14 protein-coding genes are annotated in these 16,843 nt (G+C 63.5%); 3 read left to right on the top strand and 11 right to left on the bottom strand.

Going from position 1 to position 16,843, the window contains the following annotated elements:
- Positions 1-2 precede the first annotated feature (2 nt).
- The 6 genes from NCT05_RS02720 to NCT05_RS02695 form a co-directional block, all read right to left on the bottom strand.
- Positions 3-728 carry an amino acid ABC transporter ATP-binding protein gene (locus NCT05_RS02720; protein ID WP_033536539.1) on the bottom strand — a complete coding sequence of 242 codons (726 nt, stop codon included), beginning with the start codon at positions 726-728 and terminating at the stop codon, positions 3-5.
- Positions 725-1,402, bottom strand: coding sequence for a glutamate/aspartate ABC transporter permease GltK (gene gltK / locus NCT05_RS02715; protein ID WP_008351586.1), 678 nt, complete (start codon positions 1,400-1,402; stop codon positions 725-727). The genes NCT05_RS02720 and gltK overlap by 4 nt, the downstream gene beginning before the upstream one ends.
- Positions 1,403-2,143, bottom strand: a complete 741-nt coding sequence (locus NCT05_RS02710) for an amino acid ABC transporter permease (protein WP_008351587.1) — start codon at positions 2,141-2,143, stop codon at positions 1,403-1,405. It lies immediately after the preceding gene.
- 68 nt (positions 2,144-2,211) lie between these two features.
- Entirely contained in the window at positions 2,212-3,105 is an 894-nt protein-coding gene (locus NCT05_RS02705; RefSeq protein WP_008351588.1) for a glutamate/aspartate ABC transporter substrate-binding protein, read from the bottom strand.
- 273 nt (positions 3,106-3,378) lie between these two features.
- Complete coding sequence (locus NCT05_RS02700; RefSeq protein ID WP_008351589.1) at positions 3,379-4,692, bottom strand: Glu/Leu/Phe/Val family dehydrogenase; 1,314 nt, start codon at positions 4,690-4,692, stop codon at positions 3,379-3,381.
- Positions 4,693-4,800: 108 nt separating this feature from the next.
- Entirely contained in the window at positions 4,801-5,772 is a 972-nt protein-coding gene (locus NCT05_RS02695) for a LysR substrate-binding domain-containing protein (protein ID WP_008351590.1), read from the bottom strand.
- Positions 5,773-6,047: 275 nt separating this feature from the next.
- On the opposite strand from NCT05_RS02695, the gene NCT05_RS02690 reads away from it, so the two are divergent.
- On the top strand, positions 6,048-7,436 hold the full coding sequence (locus NCT05_RS02690; protein ID WP_175979791.1) for an MFS transporter: 1,389 nt from the start codon (positions 6,048-6,050) through the stop codon (positions 7,434-7,436).
- 10 nt (positions 7,437-7,446) lie between these two features.
- On the opposite strand, the gene NCT05_RS02685 is transcribed toward NCT05_RS02690, so the two are convergent.
- Positions 7,447-9,330 (bottom strand): ABCB family ABC transporter ATP-binding protein/permease, encoded by a 1,884-nt coding sequence (locus NCT05_RS02685; protein ID WP_008351592.1) that lies wholly within the window; start codon positions 9,328-9,330, stop codon positions 7,447-7,449.
- Between the two features lie 238 nt (positions 9,331-9,568).
- On the opposite strand from NCT05_RS02685, the gene NCT05_RS02680 reads away from it, so the two are divergent.
- The gene (locus NCT05_RS02680; RefSeq protein ID WP_008351593.1) at positions 9,569-9,964 is read left to right on the top strand and encodes an acyl-CoA thioesterase; all 396 of its coding nucleotides are present in this window, start codon (positions 9,569-9,571) and stop codon (positions 9,962-9,964) included.
- 10 nt (positions 9,965-9,974) lie between these two features.
- Here NCT05_RS02680 and NCT05_RS02675 read toward each other — a convergent pair whose 3' ends face one another.
- Together NCT05_RS02675 and NCT05_RS02670 are read right to left on the bottom strand one after the other, a co-directional pair.
- Positions 9,975-13,097, bottom strand: coding sequence for a sensor domain-containing protein (locus NCT05_RS02675; protein WP_175979790.1), 3,123 nt, complete (start codon positions 13,095-13,097; stop codon positions 9,975-9,977).
- Positions 13,098-13,273: 176 nt separating this feature from the next.
- Positions 13,274-13,753 carry a nitrate reductase associated protein gene (locus tag NCT05_RS02670; RefSeq protein WP_008351596.1) on the bottom strand — a complete coding sequence of 160 codons (480 nt, stop codon included), beginning with the start codon at positions 13,751-13,753 and terminating at the stop codon, positions 13,274-13,276.
- 215 nt (positions 13,754-13,968) lie between these two features.
- On the opposite strand from NCT05_RS02670, the gene fdhD reads away from it, so the two are divergent.
- Positions 13,969-14,796, top strand: coding sequence for a formate dehydrogenase accessory sulfurtransferase FdhD (fdhD, locus tag NCT05_RS02665; RefSeq protein ID WP_250456609.1), 828 nt, complete (start codon positions 13,969-13,971; stop codon positions 14,794-14,796).
- 24 nt (positions 14,797-14,820) lie between these two features.
- On the opposite strand, the gene NCT05_RS02660 is transcribed toward fdhD, so the two are convergent.
- Together NCT05_RS02660 and NCT05_RS02655 are read right to left on the bottom strand one after the other, a co-directional pair.
- The gene (locus NCT05_RS02660; RefSeq protein ID WP_008351601.1) at positions 14,821-15,585 is read right to left on the bottom strand and encodes an enoyl-CoA hydratase; all 765 of its coding nucleotides are present in this window, start codon (positions 15,583-15,585) and stop codon (positions 14,821-14,823) included.
- 53 nt (positions 15,586-15,638) lie between these two features.
- A complete protein-coding gene (locus tag NCT05_RS02655; RefSeq protein ID WP_008351602.1) occupies positions 15,639-16,838 on the bottom strand; it encodes an acetyl-CoA C-acyltransferase in 1,200 nt (399 codons plus the stop codon).
- Positions 16,839-16,843 lie beyond the last annotated feature (5 nt).

Raw genomic sequence — 16,843 nt, 5'->3', positions numbered from 1 at the left:
ACTCAGTGCAGGATCTTCGCGAGGAAATCCTTCGCACGATCCGACTTCGGATTCGCGAAGAACGCTTCCTTCTGATCGTCCTCGACGATGAGCCCGCGATCCATGAAGATCACGCGATTCGCCACCTTCTTCGCAAAGCCCATTTCGTGCGTCACGCACATCATGGTCATGCCTTCCTGCGCGAGTTCGACCATCACGTCGAGCACTTCGTTGATCATCTCCGGATCGAGCGCGGACGTCGGCTCGTCGAAGAGCATCGCGATCGGGTCCATCGACAGCGCGCGCGCAATCGCCACGCGCTGCTGCTGACCGCCGGACAACTGGCCCGGAAACTTGTCCGCATGCGCGCGCAGGCCGACGCGATCCAGCAGCTTCATGCCCTTCTGCGTGGCTTCGTCGCTCGAACGGCCGAGCACCTTGATCTGCGCGAGCGTCAGGTTCTGCGTGATCGTCAGATGCGGAAACAGCTCGAAGTGCTGGAACACCATGCCGACCTTCGAACGCAGCTTCGACAGATTCGTCTTCTTGTCCGTCAGCGACTGGCCGTTGATCGTGATTTCGCCCTTCTGGAACGGCTCCAGGCCGTTCACGGTCTTGATGAGCGTCGACTTGCCCGAACCCGACGGGCCGCACACCACGACGACCTCGCCCTTCTTCACTTCGGTCGTGCAGTCGGTGAGCACCTGGAACTGCCCGTACCACTTGGAAACATTCTTGATAGAGATCATCTTGCGACCTTTTTCTGAAGACTTTTGACGAGCGCCGACGCCACCACGCAAATCACGAAATAGCACGCGCCCGCGAACAGAACCATTTCGACGGACGTGCCGTCTCGATCCCCGATGTTCGTCGCCGTGCGGAAGAAGTCCGCGAGACTGATGACGTAGACGAGCGACGTATCCTGAAACAGGACGATCGCCTGCGTGAGCAAGAGCGGCACCATCGCGCGGAAGGCCTGCGGCAGCACGACGAGCTTCATCGCCTGGCCGTAGGTCATGCCGAGCGCGAACGCCGCGTTCACCTGACCGCGCGGCACCGCTTGAATGCCGGCGCGGATGATTTCCGAATAGTACGCGGCTTCGAAGAGCGAGAACGCGACCATCGCCGAGGCAAGACGGATGTCGATGTCGGCCGACAGTCCGAGCACGTTTTGCAACAGCTGCGGCACGATCAGGAAGAACCACAGCAGCACCATCACGAGCGGAATCGAGCGGAACAGCGTCACGTACGCGCTCGCGAACCATTGCAGCGGCTTCACGCCCGAAAGGCGGAACAGCGCGAGAATCGTGCCCCAGATGATGCCGACCACGATGGCGAGCACGGTGATCTGCAGCGTGATCTTCGCGCCCGTCATCAGCGTGGGCCACGACGCGAGCACACCGCTCCAGTTGAACTGATGCATTTATTTGCCTCCGATGTAGCCAGGCAACCGCGTCTTCGCCTCGACCCAGCGCATCAGTTGCATCACGACGAGGTTGATGAGCATGTAGGCGATCGTCACCGCGATGAACGATTCATACGTCTGCGCCGTGTAATCGACGAGCTGGCGCGCCTGAGCGGACAGATCCAGCAGACCGATGGTCGACGCGACCGCCGAGTTCTTGAACACGTTGAGGAACTCGGACGTGAGCGGCGGCACGATGATGCGGTACGCGACCGGCATCAGCACGTAGCGATACGTCTGCCATTGCGTGAAGCCCATCGCGAGACCCGCGTTGCGCTGTCCGCGCGGCAGCGCGTTGATGCCCGAGCGCACCTGCTCGCACACGCGTGCGCCGGTGAAAAGCCCGAGACAGATGATCGACGACGAAAAGAACTGCGCGGTGGGCGGCAGTTGCTTGAACCAGTTGCCGATGGAAGGCGGCAGCAATTCCGGTATCACGAGATACCAGACGAAGAACTGCACGATCAGCGGAATGTTGCGGAAGATCGCGACGTAGACGGTGCCGATGCCCGCCAGCGTGCGATTCGGGACCGTGCGCAAGATGCCGAACAACGAGCCGACCACGAGCGCGATCACCCAGGCCGCGAGCGACACGGTGATCGTCACCCAGAAGCCGGAAATCAGCCAGCCGAGATAGGTGGTGGGCTCGCCGGTCGAAACCGGACTCAGCAGGATGCCCCAGTTCCAGTGATAAGACATGGACTCACTCCAAAAAGAAACGGAAGAAGCAAGCTCCTTCCGTTTCGTCTGTTCGATTACCGAACCGGTTAGTCGATTGCCTTGTCATTCGGGCTCTTGTAGAGAGCCTTCATGTCTTCACTTTCGGGGAAGTTGAGGTTGAGACCCTTCGGCGGAATCGGGCTTTCAAACCACTTCTTGTAGATCTTGTCCGCTTCGCCCGAGGTTTCGACCTTGGCGATCGCGTCGTCGACGACCTTCTTGAACTCCGGATCGTTCTTGCGGATCATGCAGCCGTACGCTTCATGCGATTGCGGCGCACCGACGATCACGAAATCGTTCGGGTTGTTCGACTTCGCGCGCTCGCCCGCGAGCAGCGCATCGTCCATCATGAACGCGACGGCGCGGCCGGTCGACAGCGTCAGGAACGACTCGCCGTGATCCTTCGCGCTGATGATGTTCATGCCCATGTTCTTGTCCTGATTCATCTTGCGAAGCAGGCGCTCGGACGTGGTGCCGGCGGTCGTCACGACGGTCTTGCCCTTCAGGTCGGCCCAGTCCTTCACGCCCGAATCCTTCTTGGTCATGAGGCGCGTGCCGATCACGAAGATCGTGTTCGAGAAGGAAACTTGCTGCTGACGCTCGGCGTTGTTCGTCGTCGAGCCGCACTCGATATCGACGGTGCCGTTCTGCACGAGCGGAATGCGGTTCTGCGAAGTGATCGGCGTGAGCTTCACCTTCAGGTCGGACATGCCGAGCTTCTGCTTGACCGCGTCCACCACCTTCAGCGCGAACTCATGCGAGTAGCCGACGACTTGTTGCTTGTCGTCATAGTAGGAAAACGGAATGGACGATTCGCGATGCCCCAGCGAGATCACGCCCGTGTCCTTGATTTTCTTCAGCGTGCCGGCGTCTTGAGCGTATGCGCCGGTGGCGAGAAACCCGAGCGCGGCGACGAGCAGCGCAGCCTTTTTAACCTTCATGTGTTCGATCTCCTGTGGCGAAAAACCGGGGCAAGTTTAGCAGGGTAATTATTCTGAAAGAATGATTGTTAACCCACGACCGTCTTATTTCTGAGACGCCGTCGCCGTAAGGGTGCAACCCGGTGCGACCGCGCATATTACTGGCGTTTTTGTGACCATGCTTGACCGAATGCAGCGAGTCGGCCGACTTGTCGCTTTCATGCAAATGCGGGCGGCATTCCGAATGAAATGCCGCCCGCAATCAATTAAAGGGCACGACCGCCTGACACCGAATCAGGGATACAGCCCGCGCATCTCGCGCGCCTGCAGAATGCGCGTACACGCGACGATGAACGCCGCCGTGCGCACCGATACCTTGTGCTCGCTCGCGACCTGCCACACGCCCGCGAACGCTTCGCGCATCACGCGCTCGAGACGCTGATTGATCTCGTCCTCGGTCCAGAAGAAGCTCGAGAAGTCCTGCACCCATTCAAAGTACGACACGGTCACGCCGCCCGCATTCGCGATCACGTCCGGGATCACGAGGATACCCTTGTCGTTGAGGATGTCGTCGGCCGCGGTCGTGGTCGGGCCGTTCGCGCCTTCGACGACGATCTTCGTGCGGATCTTCGACGCGTTCTTCTCGGTGATCTGGTTTTCCAGCGCGGCCGGAATGAGGATGTCGCTTTCGATCATCCAGAATTCTTCCGCCTGTACCGGATCCGCGCCCGCGAAGCCGCCCACGCCGCCGTTCTTCGCGACGTGATCGAGCAGCGCGACGGTATCGATGCCCTTCGAGTTATGAATCGTTCCCGTGTGATCCTGCACGGCGATGACCTTCGCGCCCGCTTCCTGGAACAGCTTGGCCGCGATGCCGCCGACGTTGCCGAAGCCCTGCACCGCGATGCGCGCGCCTTCGATCTCCATGCCGATGCGCCGCGCCGCTTCCGTGCCGACGACGAACACGCCGCGCCCCGTCGCTTCCTTGCGGCCGAGCGAGCCGCCGAGCGAAATCGGCTTGCCGGTCACGACGCCGGTTGCCGTCTGGCCCTGGTTCATGGAGTAGGTGTCCATCATCCATGCCATGATCTGCTCGTTCGTGTTCACGTCCGGCGCGGGAATGTCCGTGTTCGGCCCGATGATGATGCCGATCTCGCTCGTATAGCGACGCGTCACGCGTTCCAGTTCGCCACGCGACAGCGTGCGCGGATCGACACGAATGCCGCCCTTCGCGCCGCCGTACGGCACGTTTACCGCCGCGTTCTTCACCGACATCCACGCGGACAGCGCCATCACTTCGGAGAGCGTCACGTCCTGGTGGTAACGCACGCCACCCTTGCCGGGACCGCGCGACGTGTTGTGCTGCACGCGATAACCCTCGAAATGCGCGACGGTGCCGTTATCCAGCTCGATCGGGCAATCGACGACGAGAATGCGCTTCGGGCGCTTGAGGGTTTCGAGCCAGCGGGAGAGAGAACCGAGATACGGGGCAACGCGATCGACCTGTTGCAGATAGTTTCCCCAGGGACCGAGATCATCGGCATGGAGATACGACGGGATAGCGTGTTTTGCGTCCGGCGCTTGCACAGGTTGCTTCGAGGCAGACATTGATGCTCCAGCGGTGAAGGAATTCGCTCATTGTCGAAAAACGTCGTTTCCAAATCCAATGCCGTTTCCTTATCCCGTCATGCAAAACTTGCATAACGTCGCGGAGCCTTATGCCGCGGGCTTCTCAGGCTGCGCCTTCAGCAATTCCTCACCGACCGCGTCCCATAGCGCGCGCATCAATGCCTGTCGCGGCTCTTCGCCCTGCGCTGCGAGCTTGTCGCGATAAAGGCGGATTTCCATCGTCAGCGTGAACTGGCCGGCGGGCGTGCCGCGCGTGCCGCGATCGAGGCGCACGAGCCGACCTTCTTCCACTGCATCCTCGACAGCGCTGTGCGGCAGGAACGCGACGCCATGACCGGCGAGCGCCATCGCTTTCAGACCTTCGGCCATGTCGGTTTCATAGACCTTGTCGAGATAGAGGCGCGTCGGCGCGGTCGCGATGATGACTTCCGTCATGCGCCCGAGGTACGCATTAGGCGTGTACGACAGATACGGCACCGGCGATTCGGCCGTCGCGGGCAGCGTGAAGCGCGCGCGTCCGCCTTTGGTCACGGCGGAAAACGGGCTGATCGGTTCGGCGCCGAGCGTGAGCATGTCGTAGCGCGCGGGATCGAGCGCAACCGGATGACTCGGATGGTGATAGCCCATCACGAGATCGACACCGCCTTCGACGAGCGACAGCACCGCATCGTGCACATTGAGCGCGCGCAGCCGCGTGCGGATGCGTCCGAGCCGCGCCTCGATGTGTTCGAGCCAGCGCGGAAAATACGTGAGCGAAAGCGTGTGCGGCACGGCGAATTCGATGGTCGCCGACGGCACGCCGCCTTGTCCGCGCAATAGCGTGCGCGCTTCGTGGAACTGCGAGAGCATCGCGAGCGCCTGCTCGTAGAACACGTTGCCGGCTTGCGTGAGGCGCGTCGGATACACCGACCGGTCGATGAGTTCCGTGCCGAGCCACGCTTCGAGCGCCTGAATGCGTCGCGAGAACGCGGGCTGCGTGATGTGCCGAAGCTCGGCGGATCGACTGAAGCTGCGCGTCTCCGCGAGCGACACGAAGTCTTCCAGCCATTTCAGTTCCATGCGTTTCTCGGGCGCGCGCGGCGCTTCCTTGGCAAAGAACGCATTCTAGCGGGCGCATGAGCCGTGCGAAGGCGCGGCGCACCATTCGCATGCGGTCACGCACGGACGCGGTGCTGTCGGTTTGCGGGACGCGGAACCTCACGCGTGCTCTGATCCCTCGCCGACCCTTGCGCTATCCGGCGCATCGGTAAATATGCATTCCATTGGCATGATGCTTGCAATTTTCGGGGCCGTCGCGTGCTCATTCGGCAGCACGCGCATATACGGAACCCGCAATGTCCAATCTGATCGCATCGCTCAAGAGCGGCAACTGGCGCTCGCTCCTCGCCTGTTTCCTCTACTTCGATACGGGCTTTACCGTCTGGGTACTGTATGGGCCGCTCGCGCCGTTCATCGGACGCGACGTGACGATGTCCGCCGCGCAGCAAGGCTTTCTCGTCGCGGTGCCGGTGCTGGCCGCCGCCATTCTGCGCGTGACGCTCGGCAACCTCTATCAATCGACCGATGGACGGCGCGTCGCGCTGATGGGCGTCCTGCTCTCGTCGATTCCGTCGATCGTGCTGCCGCTCATGCCCGGCGTGCCGTCGTATGCGGTGTTGCTTGTGCTCGGCGTGTTCCTCGGCATGGGCGGCGCGAGCTTCGCCGTCGCGTTGCCGATGGCTGGCAGCAACTATCCGCCGAAGGTGCAGGGCCTCGTGCTCGGACTCGCCGCGGCAGGCAACATCGGCGCGGTGCTCGACGGCTTCCTGTTCCCGCATCTCGCCGATGCCTTCGGCTGGCAGATGTCGACCGCCGCCGCGCTGCCGCTGCTCGCGATTACGGGCGTCGCGCTCTTCGCATGGGCGTCCGATGCCGGCGTGAAAACCGGCAGCACGATGCGCGCGCTGTCGAGCTTCGCGGTGACGCTCGTGAGCCTGATCGTGCTGGTGCTCGCGGTCAACGCGGGCGTGTTCGGCGGCGGCAAGGCGGGCGTACTGCTCTTGCCGGTGATCGGCGCGCTCATTGCGATCGCGGTGCTGCCGCGGCATTATCGGTCGGTGCTCGGCGAGCGCGACACGTGGGTCATCATGCTCATTTACAGCATCACGTTCGGCGGTTTCGTCGGCATGTCGTCGTATGTGACGCTGCTGCTTACCTCGCTTTATCAGATGCCGAAGCTCGAAGCCGGCCTCTTCATGTCGCTGCTCGCGTTTCTCGGCGCGATCGTGCGTCCGTTCGGCGGTTATGTCGCCGATCGCGTGACCGGCGTGCGTGCGCTGCTCGTGCTGCTCGCGGCCATCGCCATCGGCGACTTCGCGTTCGCGATCTGGATGCCGCCGGTCGCGGGCGGTCTCGCGATTCTCATCTGCCTGTATATCGCGTTCGGCCTGGGCAACGGCTCGACGTTCCAGCTCGTGCCGCATCGCTGGAAGGGCAAGACGGGATTGCTGTCGGGAATCGTCGGCGCAGCGGGCGGTATCGGCGGGTTCTATCTGCCGGTCATCATGGGCATCGCGAAGGAAAGCACGGGCAGCTATCAAATGGGCTTCGCCACGTTCGGCGTGCTCGCAACGTGCGCGTTCGGCGCGCTCTTCGTACTGCGCGGTCAGTGGCTGCGCTGGTCGTCGACGGCTTCGCAATCGCACGATGGCGTCGCCATCGGCGGCGCGCACGCGATGGAGTGAGGACAGCGCGTCATTCGCCCAGTGTCGCCAGCGCCGCCTCTCCTTCGCCGGAGCTGGCGGCGCGCTGTTGCTGAAGCGCCCACATCTGGGCGAACAGCCCGCCCGCACGCAGCAACTCCGCATGCGTGCCGCGCTCGACGATGCGCCCGTGATCCATCACGATGATCTGCTGCGCATGCACGACCGTCGATAGCCGATGCGCGATGATGAGGGTCGTCCGCTCGCGCGCGATCGAGTCGAGTTCGTGCTGAATCGCGCGCTCGGACTTCGAATCGAGCGCGGACGTGGCTTCGTCGAAGATCAAAATCGGCGGATTCTTGAGCAGCGTGCGCGCGATCGCGACGCGCTGCTTCTCGCCACCCGACAGCTTCAATCCACGCTCGCCGACGGCCGTGTCATAGCCCGCCGGCAACGCCTCGATGAAATCGTGGATATGCGCCGCGCGCGCCGCCGCGATCACTTCGTCGCGGCTCGCCGAAGGACGCCCGTACGCGATGTTGTAATAGATCGAATCGTTGAAGAGCACGGTGTCCTGCGGCACGATGCCGATCGCCGCGCGCAACGAATCCTGTGTGACGTCGCGAATGTCCTGCCCGTCGATGCGAATGCTGCCGCCCTGCGCGCGATCGAGATCGTAGAAGCGAAAGAGCAGCCGGCCGAGCGTCGATTTGCCCGAGCCGCTGTGTCCGACGACCGCCGTCGTCGTGCCCGCGGGAATCGTGAAATCGACGCCATGCAGGATCGGCCGCGCCTTCTCATACGCGAAGCTCACGTTCTCGAAGCGCACTTCGCCGCCGCGCACGGCAAGCGCGGGCGCGTTCGGCGCATCGGGCACTTCGCGGCCCGCGCCGAGCAGCGTGAACATGCGATCCATGTCGGTCAGCGCCTGCTTCAGTTCGCGATACACGACGCCGAGGAAATTCAGCGGAATGTACAACTGCAACATGAAGGTGTTGATGAGCACGAGATCGCCGAGCGTCAGACGCCCCGCCATCACGCCCTGCGTCGCGCGCCAGAGGATGAAAACGAGCCCCACGCCGATGATCGTCTGCTGCCCGAAGTTCAGCATCGACAGCGAGCGCTGCGACTTGATCGCGGCCGCGCGATAGCGCTGAAGATTTTCATCGTAACGGCGCGTTTCCCACTCTTCGTTGCCGAAGTATTTCACGGTCTCGTAGTTGAGCAGCGAATCGATCGCGCGCGAATTCGCTTTCGAATCGAGATCGTTCATCGTGCGGCGAAAGTGCGTGCGCCACTCCGTCACCTTCACCGTGAACACGATATACGTGACGAGCGCGATGAACGTGACGATCGCGTAATACGCCTCGTACTTCGTCACGAAGAACGCGAGCACGAGTCCGACCTCGACGAGCGTCGGCAGAATGCTGTAGAGCGAATACGAAACGAGCTGCTGGATGCCGCGCGTGCCGCGTTCGATATCGCGCGACATGCCGCCCGTCTGTCGCTCCAGATGAAAGCGCAGCGACAGCGAATGCAGATGCCGGAACACTTGCAGCGCGAGTTGCCGCACGGCGCTTTCCGTGACCTTGGCGAAGAGCAGTTCGCGCAACTCGGTGAAGAGCGACGTAGAAAGCCGCGCGGCCGCATACGCGACGACGAGCAGCCCGATTCCGCCGATCAGCACGATGCCCGGCGAATCGTTCGCGCGTCCGAGCGCGGTGAGATGCTGCACGGAAGCGAGGCCGTCGACGATGCGCTTCATCACGATCGGCACGCCGAGGTTCGCAACCTTCGCGCCGATGAGGCACGTCAGCGCGAACGCGACGCGCCATTTGTACGTCGTGAGATAAGGCAGCAGCGAGCGGATCGTCTGCCAGTCGTTGCGCGGGCCTTGCTGCGCGGGCCCGGGCTCTGCGTTCGGGAAGCGGCGCATGAGTTCGTATCGTTCGAGCGCGTCGCGCGAATGGAGTCGGGCGCGGCGTGGGGAAGGTTTTTATCGTCGAAACGGGCGCAACTTCGTCTGGATGCTTTCCCGTACAATTTGCTGCAAGCCCCTGGCGCGACGTCGCGCGCAATCGGGCTCATTCATAAATAGGCATTGTCGCAGAAGGTTCAAGAGGCCGCTCACGCGCGCCAGCCTTCGCGCCGCCTTGCAAACCGGAACGCCTCCCATGACCGACCATCCCAATCTTCCTGAGAAACACGTCGCGCTGCGCGTCGTGCCGCAGCCCGCCGACGCCAACGTCCACGGCGACGTGTTCGGCGGATGGATCATGGCGCAGGTCGATATCGCCGGCTCCATTCCGGCGAGCCGCCGCGCGAACGGCCGCGTCGCGACCGTCGCCGTGAATTCGTTCCTGTTCAAGCACCCGGTTTTCGTCGGCGATCTGCTGAGCTTTTACGCCGACATCGTCAAGACGGGCAACACGTCCATCACGGTGTCGGTCGAAGTCTGGGCGCAGCGCATGAGCCTCGCCGAAGAAGTCGTCAAGGTGACGGAAGCGACGCTCACCTACGTCGCGACTGACCGCGATCGCCGCCCGCGCGTGCTGCCGTCGCTGGACTGATAAAAATCGATCAGTGGGGCAGCACGCCCTGCTGCAAAAGGCCCGGAATCGCCTCGTGCGGCATCGGGCGCGAGAAAAGGTAGCCCTGCATTTCGTCGCAATCGCGCTCGCGCAGGAAATCGTGCTGCGCGTGCGTTTCGACGCCCTCCGCGATCACCTGCATCTCGAGCGAATGCGCGAGCGCGATGATCGCCGACGTGATGGTTTCATCGTCGCCCGACGAGCCGATATCCGCGACGAACGAGCGATCGATCTTCAGCCGATGCACCGGAAAGCGCTTGAGATACGACAGGCTCGAATAGCCGGTGCCGAAGTCGTCGATTGCAATACCGATGCCGAGCGCCGATAGCTCCGAGAGCATCGTGATCGCTTCCTCGGCGTTGCGCATGATCGCGCTTTCGGTGAGTTCGAGTTCGAGATAGCGCGGCGCAAGGCCCGTCTCTTCGAGCACCGAAGTCACGAGCCGGGCGATGTCACGCTGCTGGAAATGCCGCGCCGACAAGTTCACCGACACGCGCGCCGGCGGCAGCCCCGCATCCTGCCACGCCTTGTTCTGCCGGCACGCTTCGCGCAGCACCCATTCGGAAAGCGGTCCGATCAGCCCGCTCTCCTCCGCCACCGGAATGAACGACGCCGGCGACACGAGCCCTTGCTCGGGGTCGTGCCAGCGCACGAGCGCTTCGATGCCGACGATCTGACGCGTCGACATGTCGACCTGCGGCTGATAGTGCAGCAGGAATTCGCCGTCGCGCAGCGCGCGCCGCAAGCGCCGTTCGAGATTCATGCGCGCGCCGACGCTCGCGTTCATCTCCGGCTGATAAAACTGATAGTTGTTGCGGCCCATGTCCTTCGCGCGATACATCGCGAGGTCGGCCTTCTTCATCACGGTTTCGGCGTCGTCGCCGTCTTGCGGATAAAGACTCGCGCCCATGCTGCAGCCGACATACAGCTCGGTGTCGTCGATCCACACCGGTTCGGAGATCGCCGCGCGCGTGCGCTCCATCCACACGATGAGACCGGCTTCGTCGGTGATGTCCGGCAGCACGACGACGAACTCGTCGCCGCCGTGACGCGCGACCGTATCGCTCGTACGCGCCGAGCGCGCGAGCCGCTCCGCGATCACCGCAAGCAGACGGTCGCCGACGCTGTGGCCGAGACTGTCGTTGACGTTCTTGAAGCCGTCGAGATCCATGAACACGACCGCGATCTTCGCATCGCGCCGCCGCGCCGTTTCTATCGCGTGCTGCAGGCGATCTTTCAGCAGATTGCGATTCGGCAGGCGCGTGAGCGTGTCGTAATTCGCCTGATATTCGAGCTCTTCCTGATAGCGCATCAGATCGGTCACGTCGTTGATGATGCCGATGTGATGCGTGGTCATGCCCTGCGCGTTCGGCACCGGCGCGACGAAGAGCTGGTTCCAGAAGAGCGCGCCGTCCTTGCGATAGTTGCGCACGACGACGCTCGCTTCCATGTTCGCATCGAGGGCGCGGCGGATCGACGTGAGCCCTTCCTGATCTCCGTCCGGGCCGTGCAGGAAGCGGCAATCCTGGCCGATGACCTCGCTCGGGTCATAACCCGTGATGCGCTTGAACGCCGGATTCGCATACTCGATCACGTTCGCGCCATCGACGACGCCGGTGATCAGAATCGCGTTCACGCTCGCGTCCAGCGCGCGGCTTTGCAGACGCAGCGCGAGTTCGGCGCGCTTGTGATCGGTGACGTCGTGATACGAACCGAGCACGCCGATGGTCTGCCCTTCGCCGTCGAGCAACGGCAGCTTGCTCGAAACGACGGTGCGCAACTGGTCGCCCATCACGATGTCGCGCTCGTGATGCATCTTCGGCACGGTCGTGACGATGACCTCTTCGTCGTCCGCGCGCACCAGATCCGCGAGCGCGCTCCACGGCAAGTCGAAATCCGTCTTGCCGATGACCTGCTCGTTGTACGCGAGACCCGCATCGCGCGCGAACGCATTGTTGCAGCCGAGATAGCGCAGTTCGCGGTCCTTCCAGAACACGCGCTGCGGGATGTTGTCGATGACCGCTTCGAGCATCTCGTTCGAGCGGCGCGCTTCGGCTTCCGCGTTGATGCGGTCGGTCACGTCGTTCGCCAGCATGAAGATGCCCGGCCGGCTCGAGTAGATGAGCGAGTGATGCGACACGTCCGCGCCCACGATCGATCCGTCCTTGCAGCGATAGCGCCAGACGCCCGCCGAACCTCGTCCCGACTGAGCGCGCTCGCCCCGCTCGCCGCCTTCGCCGCCGCTGCGCGCAAGACGCGCGGCGAAGCTGTCGAAGTCGTCCGCATGATGCAGATCGCGCAGCGTCATGTTCATGAACTCCGGCTCGTTGAAGCCGAAGTGTTCGATCGCGGCCTGATTCACGGCAACGAAGCGCATCGTCTCGCTATCGACGATCCACATCGGCACCGGATGCGCCTCGAACATGCCGCGAAAGCGCTCGTTGCTGCGCTGTCGCGCGCGCGCCGCGCCGAGCTTCTCGCGCGATTGCCGCTCGCGGCTCGCGAAGAGCCAGATCAGCACGGCGCTGCCCGCGAGCATCGTGAAGACGAGCAGCAGCATGGCGCCGCTCGACGCCCGCGCGGACTGATCGAGCGCGCCGATCGTCGCGTTGTCGATGCGCGAGCGCACCGCCGCGAGCTCGTCGTCGACGCCTTGCTGATCCTCGCCGAGCGTAACGAACGCCGCATCGGCCCATGCACGGGACGCGTCGGGGCTCGCGTTCTTCGCGCGCTCGAAGGCGACGTCGGCGTCGTGCCGCATGACGGCGGCGCGGGCGGCGAGCGCATCGAATGCGCCCATCATGCCGGGCTCCATTTCGAACTGCGCGCGCAGGCCGCTTTCGAGCGCGTCGAGATGCGCCACGCGTTCCTGATGGCCCGCTGCGGTTTCCGCGATGCCGGTCGCTTCGAAGCGGCTCAGTTGCGTCAGCGATTCGCCGAGCGTGCTGCGATAGTTCGCGAGGTCGCGCAGCAGGCTCATCGAGCGCAAGGTGCGCGCGTCGCTTTCACGCAGACCGCCGATCCGCTCGCAGGCGACGAACGCGTTGGCGCCGAGCGCGGCCAGCACGACGGCAATGTTGACGAGCAAACCTCTGGAGAGGAATCGAGTCATGAAGAGCGGGCTAATCCCTTTGATGCGCGCACATCGAACGCAATGCGCGGCGTGGCGAACGGCTCCACGCCCGATTAATGGATAACGTCCATTAACGGCGCCTCTCGCCCGACATTTAGGGCTCACCCGCAAATAATCTGATTAAAGCGGCTGCTTAACGTTTGCGAGCCGCGTGCTCACTCCGTGAGACCGAACTCTTTCATCGCGGGCAGGAAATCGTGATTGACCTTGTCCGTGTTGCGCGAGAGTTTCGCGAGCGCGTAACGCTGGAAACGATCGAGTTGGCCCCAGCGATCGAGACTCGGCGCGCTGATCCCGGAGAGGCTGCTTTGACGGATCACGGTTTCCGGCACGGCATCGGCGTGCATCCACACCGGATCGGGGTCGCGTTCGATCTTTTCGGGCGCGGCATTGGCGTGCGTCTTCAGCATCTCTTCAAGCGCGAGGTCGAAGTTCTTCTCGAGCTCGGCCTCTTCTTCGATCGGAAAGCGCGCCAGCAACGCGCGATCTTCGTAAGGAAGCTGCTGCCATTGGTCAAGCGAGATGCGCATGCCGAAGCGGTCGAGATTGAAGCGCACGGCAAGCGGAATGAAGCGCAGATTGTCAGAGGATTCGACTTCGAATCCGAAGAGACGCGCGGCGTCGTAAAGTCCCATAGCGAAGCCTCGTTGGATTGAAGCGGGCGGCGCGGCGCGCGATGCCCGCTTAAGGCGCGGCGCGCGATGCCCGCTTAAGTTATTGTAGGGCCTTGGATCTGGCTGGAACCATTGCAATCTAGCCGCTGTTCGCGTCGCGATGCGTGCGGACAGCAACTTTTGGCAGCAAGTCACATACCCGACTTTACTCGAAGTGAGCGGTCAGGAGCATTGAAGTGGAACAACTCGAAACCGACGACCAACCCGGCTTCGTCGAGCGCCAGGTGCGCAGGCATCGCAAGAACGAAGTTGCGATCGCCGCTGACAACGTCGGTCAGGAATGGCCCGTCGCGCTGGTTTTCAACGGCATTTCGCACGCGGTGATGATGTGCACGCCACGCGATCTCGAAGCGTTCGCAGTGGGCTTTTCGATGACGGAAGGCATAGTTGAGCGCGGCAGCGATATCCACGATATCGAGGTTTATTTGCGGGATGACGGCGTCGCGTTGCCGCATGCGGAAGTGCATCTGCAGGTCGTGCAGCAGGCTTTCGCGTCGCTGAAGGACAAGCGGCGCGCGCTCGCCGGGCGCACCGGATGCGGCGTGTGCGGCATCGAAAGCATCGACTTGCTCGATCTTCAGCCGGAACGCGTGCCGGAGACCGGCTTTCTGAATCGTCTCGCGCCCGATGCGATCGAACGCGCCGCGCGCGAATTGCCCGCGCATCAGCAATTGACGAAGCTGACGGGCGGTCTGCACGCCGCCGCGTGGTGCGACGAAAACGGCGCGGTGCGCTACGCCTTCGAGGACGTCGGGCGGCATAACGCGCTCGACAAGCTCATCGGCCAGTTGATCCTGCGCCGCGAGGACACGACGCAAGGTTTCGTGTACCTGTCGAGCCGCGCGAGCTATGAACTCGTGCGCAAATCGGCGCGCGTCGGCGTGCCGATGATCGCGACGATTTCCGCGCCCACCTCGCTCGCCATTTCGATCGCGAAGCAGGCGGGCCTGCGGCTCGTCAGCTTCGCGCGCGAGAACAGCTTCGTCGAATACGATGTCGAGTGAAGCGCGCTATTCGAACTATCCGAGCTATTCGAACTTACTGAAGTCCGGCTTGCGCTTCTCGAAGAACGCCTGAAACGCCTCGCGCGCTTCGGGCGCGACGAGCATCCGCGAGAAATGCGCGGCTTCGTCTTCCATGCGCGCGGTCACTTCGTGCGCGTGCGCGCCTTTCATCAGCGACTTGGTCACGCGCAGCGACGACGCCGGCAGGAGCGCGAGCCGCTTCGCCTTGTCGAACGCGTAGGCGTCGAGTTCGGCGGCATCGATCGCGCCGTTGAGGAAGCCCATGCCGATCGCTTCGTTCACGTCGAACGCTTCGCCCAGCAAGAGCTTTTCCGCCGCGCGCTGATAACCCGCCGTGCGCGGCAGCAGCAGGCTCGACGCCGCTTCAGGACACAGCCCCAGTTGCGAAAACGGCAGCGAGAACTTCGCGTTCGGGCTCGCGTAGACGATGTCGCAATGCAGGAGCATCGTGGTGCCGATGCCGACCGCCGTGCCCGCGACCGCCGCGACGATCGGCTTCGGAAAGCCGGCGATGCGCCGCAGGAACTGGAAGACGGGCGCGTCGAGTCCCTTCGGCGGATCGTTCAGGAAGTCATCGAGGTCGTTGCCGGCGGAGAACGTCGTGCCGTTCGCGCGGATCAGCACCGCGCGCACGGTCGGGTCCATCTCGGCTTCGTAGAGGCCGTCGGCCATTTCCTGATACATCGCCGCGGTGATCGCGTTCTTCTTTTCCGGACGATTGAGCACGATGCTCAGCACGCCGTCCGCGCGTTCGATCTGAATCTCCATCCGCTGTCTCCTTTGTCGGCCCGCGAGCTTTCGGCACTCGCGGACCGTTTGCGTCAAAGCCGCTCGATGACGCCCGCCGCGCCCATGCCGGTGCCGACGCACATCGTCACCATGCCGTACTTCAGGTTGCGGCGACGCAGGCCGTGCACGACCGTCGACGCGCGGATCGCGCCCGTCGCGCCGAGCGGATGGCCGAGCGCGATCGCGCCGCCGAGCGGATTGACCTTGGACGTATCGAGTCCGAGATCGCCGATCACCGCGAGCGCCTGCGCCGCGAACGCTTCGTTCAGCTCGATCCAGTCGAGATCGTCCTGCTTCAGGCCCGCCGCCTTCAACGCGGCCGGAATCGCTTCCTTCGGCCCGATGCCCATGATCTCGGGCGGCACGCCGCGCACCGCGAAGCTCACGAAGCGCGCGAGCGGCGTGAGGTTGAACTGCTTCAGGATCTTTTCCGACACGACGATCAGCGCGCCGGCGCCGTCCGACGTCTGCGAGCTGTTGCCCGCCGTCACCGAGCCTTTGTTCGCGAACACGGGACGCAGCTTCGCGAGACCTTCGACCGACGTATCCGCGCGCGGACCTTCGTCGAGCGCGATCTCGCGCGCGTTCACGCGAACTTCGCCCGATGCGAGATCGGGGAAGCGCTCGTTCAACGTGTATGCGGCGATTTCATCGGCGAATTCGCCCGCTTGCTGCGCGGCCAACGCCTTGCGATGCGACTCCGCGGCGAACGCGTCCTGCGCCTCGCGGCTCACCTTCCAGCGTTCCGCGACGCGCTCCGCCGTCAGCCCCATGCCGTACGCGATGCCGACATCTTCGTTGCGATCGAAGATATGCGGCGACAGCGAAGGCTTGTTGCCCATCATCGGCACCATGCTCATCGACTCGCAGCCGCCGGCGATCATCGCATCGGCTTCGCCGACGCGGATGCGGTCCGCCGCCATCGCGAGCGCCGTCAGGCCCGACGCGCAGAAGCGGTTCACCGTGACGCCGCCGACGGTATTCGGCAAGCCCGCGAGCAACGCGCCCATGCGCGCGACGTTCAGTCCTTGCTCGGCCTCGGGAATCGCGCAGCCGACGATCGCGTCCTCGATCACGTTCGTATCGAGCCCCGGCACCTGCGCGACGGCCGACCTGATCGCGTGGACGAGCAGCTCGTCCGGGCGCGTGTTCCTGAACACGCCGCGCGGCGCCTTGCCGATCGGCGTGCGGCTCGCGGCGACGATGTATGCGTCTTGAAGTTGTTTGCTCATCTTAT

The sequence above is a fragment of the Caballeronia sp. AZ7_KS35 genome (genome assembly GCF_023631045.1).
Taxonomy (GTDB): Bacteria; Pseudomonadota; Gammaproteobacteria; order Burkholderiales; family Burkholderiaceae; genus Caballeronia; species Caballeronia zhejiangensis.
This window is presented reverse-complemented; position numbering and strand designations above follow the sequence as displayed.

What these genes read in the sequence shown, in the direction of transcription:
- NCT05_RS02685 (WP_008351592.1), bottom strand. Translation starts at nt 9,330, where the DNA reads ATGCGCCGCTTCCCGAACGCAGAGCCCGGGCCCGCGCAGCAAGGCCCG.
- NCT05_RS02670 (WP_008351596.1), bottom strand. Translation starts at nt 13,753, where the DNA reads ATGGGACTTTACGACGCCGCGCGTCTCTTCGGATTCGAAGTCGAATCC.
- NCT05_RS02700 (WP_008351589.1), bottom strand. Translation starts at nt 4,692, where the DNA reads ATGTCTGCCTCGAAGCAACCTGTGCAAGCGCCGGACGCAAAACACGCT.
- NCT05_RS02675 (WP_175979790.1), bottom strand. Translation starts at nt 13,097, where the DNA reads ATGACTCGATTCCTCTCCAGAGGTTTGCTCGTCAACATTGCCGTCGTG.
- NCT05_RS02690 (WP_175979791.1), top strand. Translation starts at nt 6,048, where the DNA reads ATGTCCAATCTGATCGCATCGCTCAAGAGCGGCAACTGGCGCTCGCTC.
- NCT05_RS02660 (WP_008351601.1), bottom strand. Translation starts at nt 15,585, where the DNA reads ATGGAGATTCAGATCGAACGCGCGGACGGCGTGCTGAGCATCGTGCTC.
- gltK (WP_008351586.1), bottom strand. Translation starts at nt 1,402, where the DNA reads ATGCATCAGTTCAACTGGAGCGGTGTGCTCGCGTCGTGGCCCACGCTG.
- NCT05_RS02705 (WP_008351588.1), bottom strand. Translation starts at nt 3,105, where the DNA reads ATGAAGGTTAAAAAGGCTGCGCTGCTCGTCGCCGCGCTCGGGTTTCTC.
- NCT05_RS02695 (WP_008351590.1), bottom strand. Translation starts at nt 5,772, where the DNA reads ATGGAACTGAAATGGCTGGAAGACTTCGTGTCGCTCGCGGAGACGCGC.
- NCT05_RS02720 (WP_033536539.1), bottom strand. Translation starts at nt 728, where the DNA reads ATGATCTCTATCAAGAATGTTTCCAAGTGGTACGGGCAGTTCCAGGTG.
- NCT05_RS02680 (WP_008351593.1), top strand. Translation starts at nt 9,569, where the DNA reads ATGACCGACCATCCCAATCTTCCTGAGAAACACGTCGCGCTGCGCGTC.
- NCT05_RS02655 (WP_008351602.1), bottom strand. Translation starts at nt 16,838, where the DNA reads ATGAGCAAACAACTTCAAGACGCATACATCGTCGCCGCGAGCCGCACG.
- NCT05_RS02710 (WP_008351587.1), bottom strand. Translation starts at nt 2,143, where the DNA reads ATGTCTTATCACTGGAACTGGGGCATCCTGCTGAGTCCGGTTTCGACC.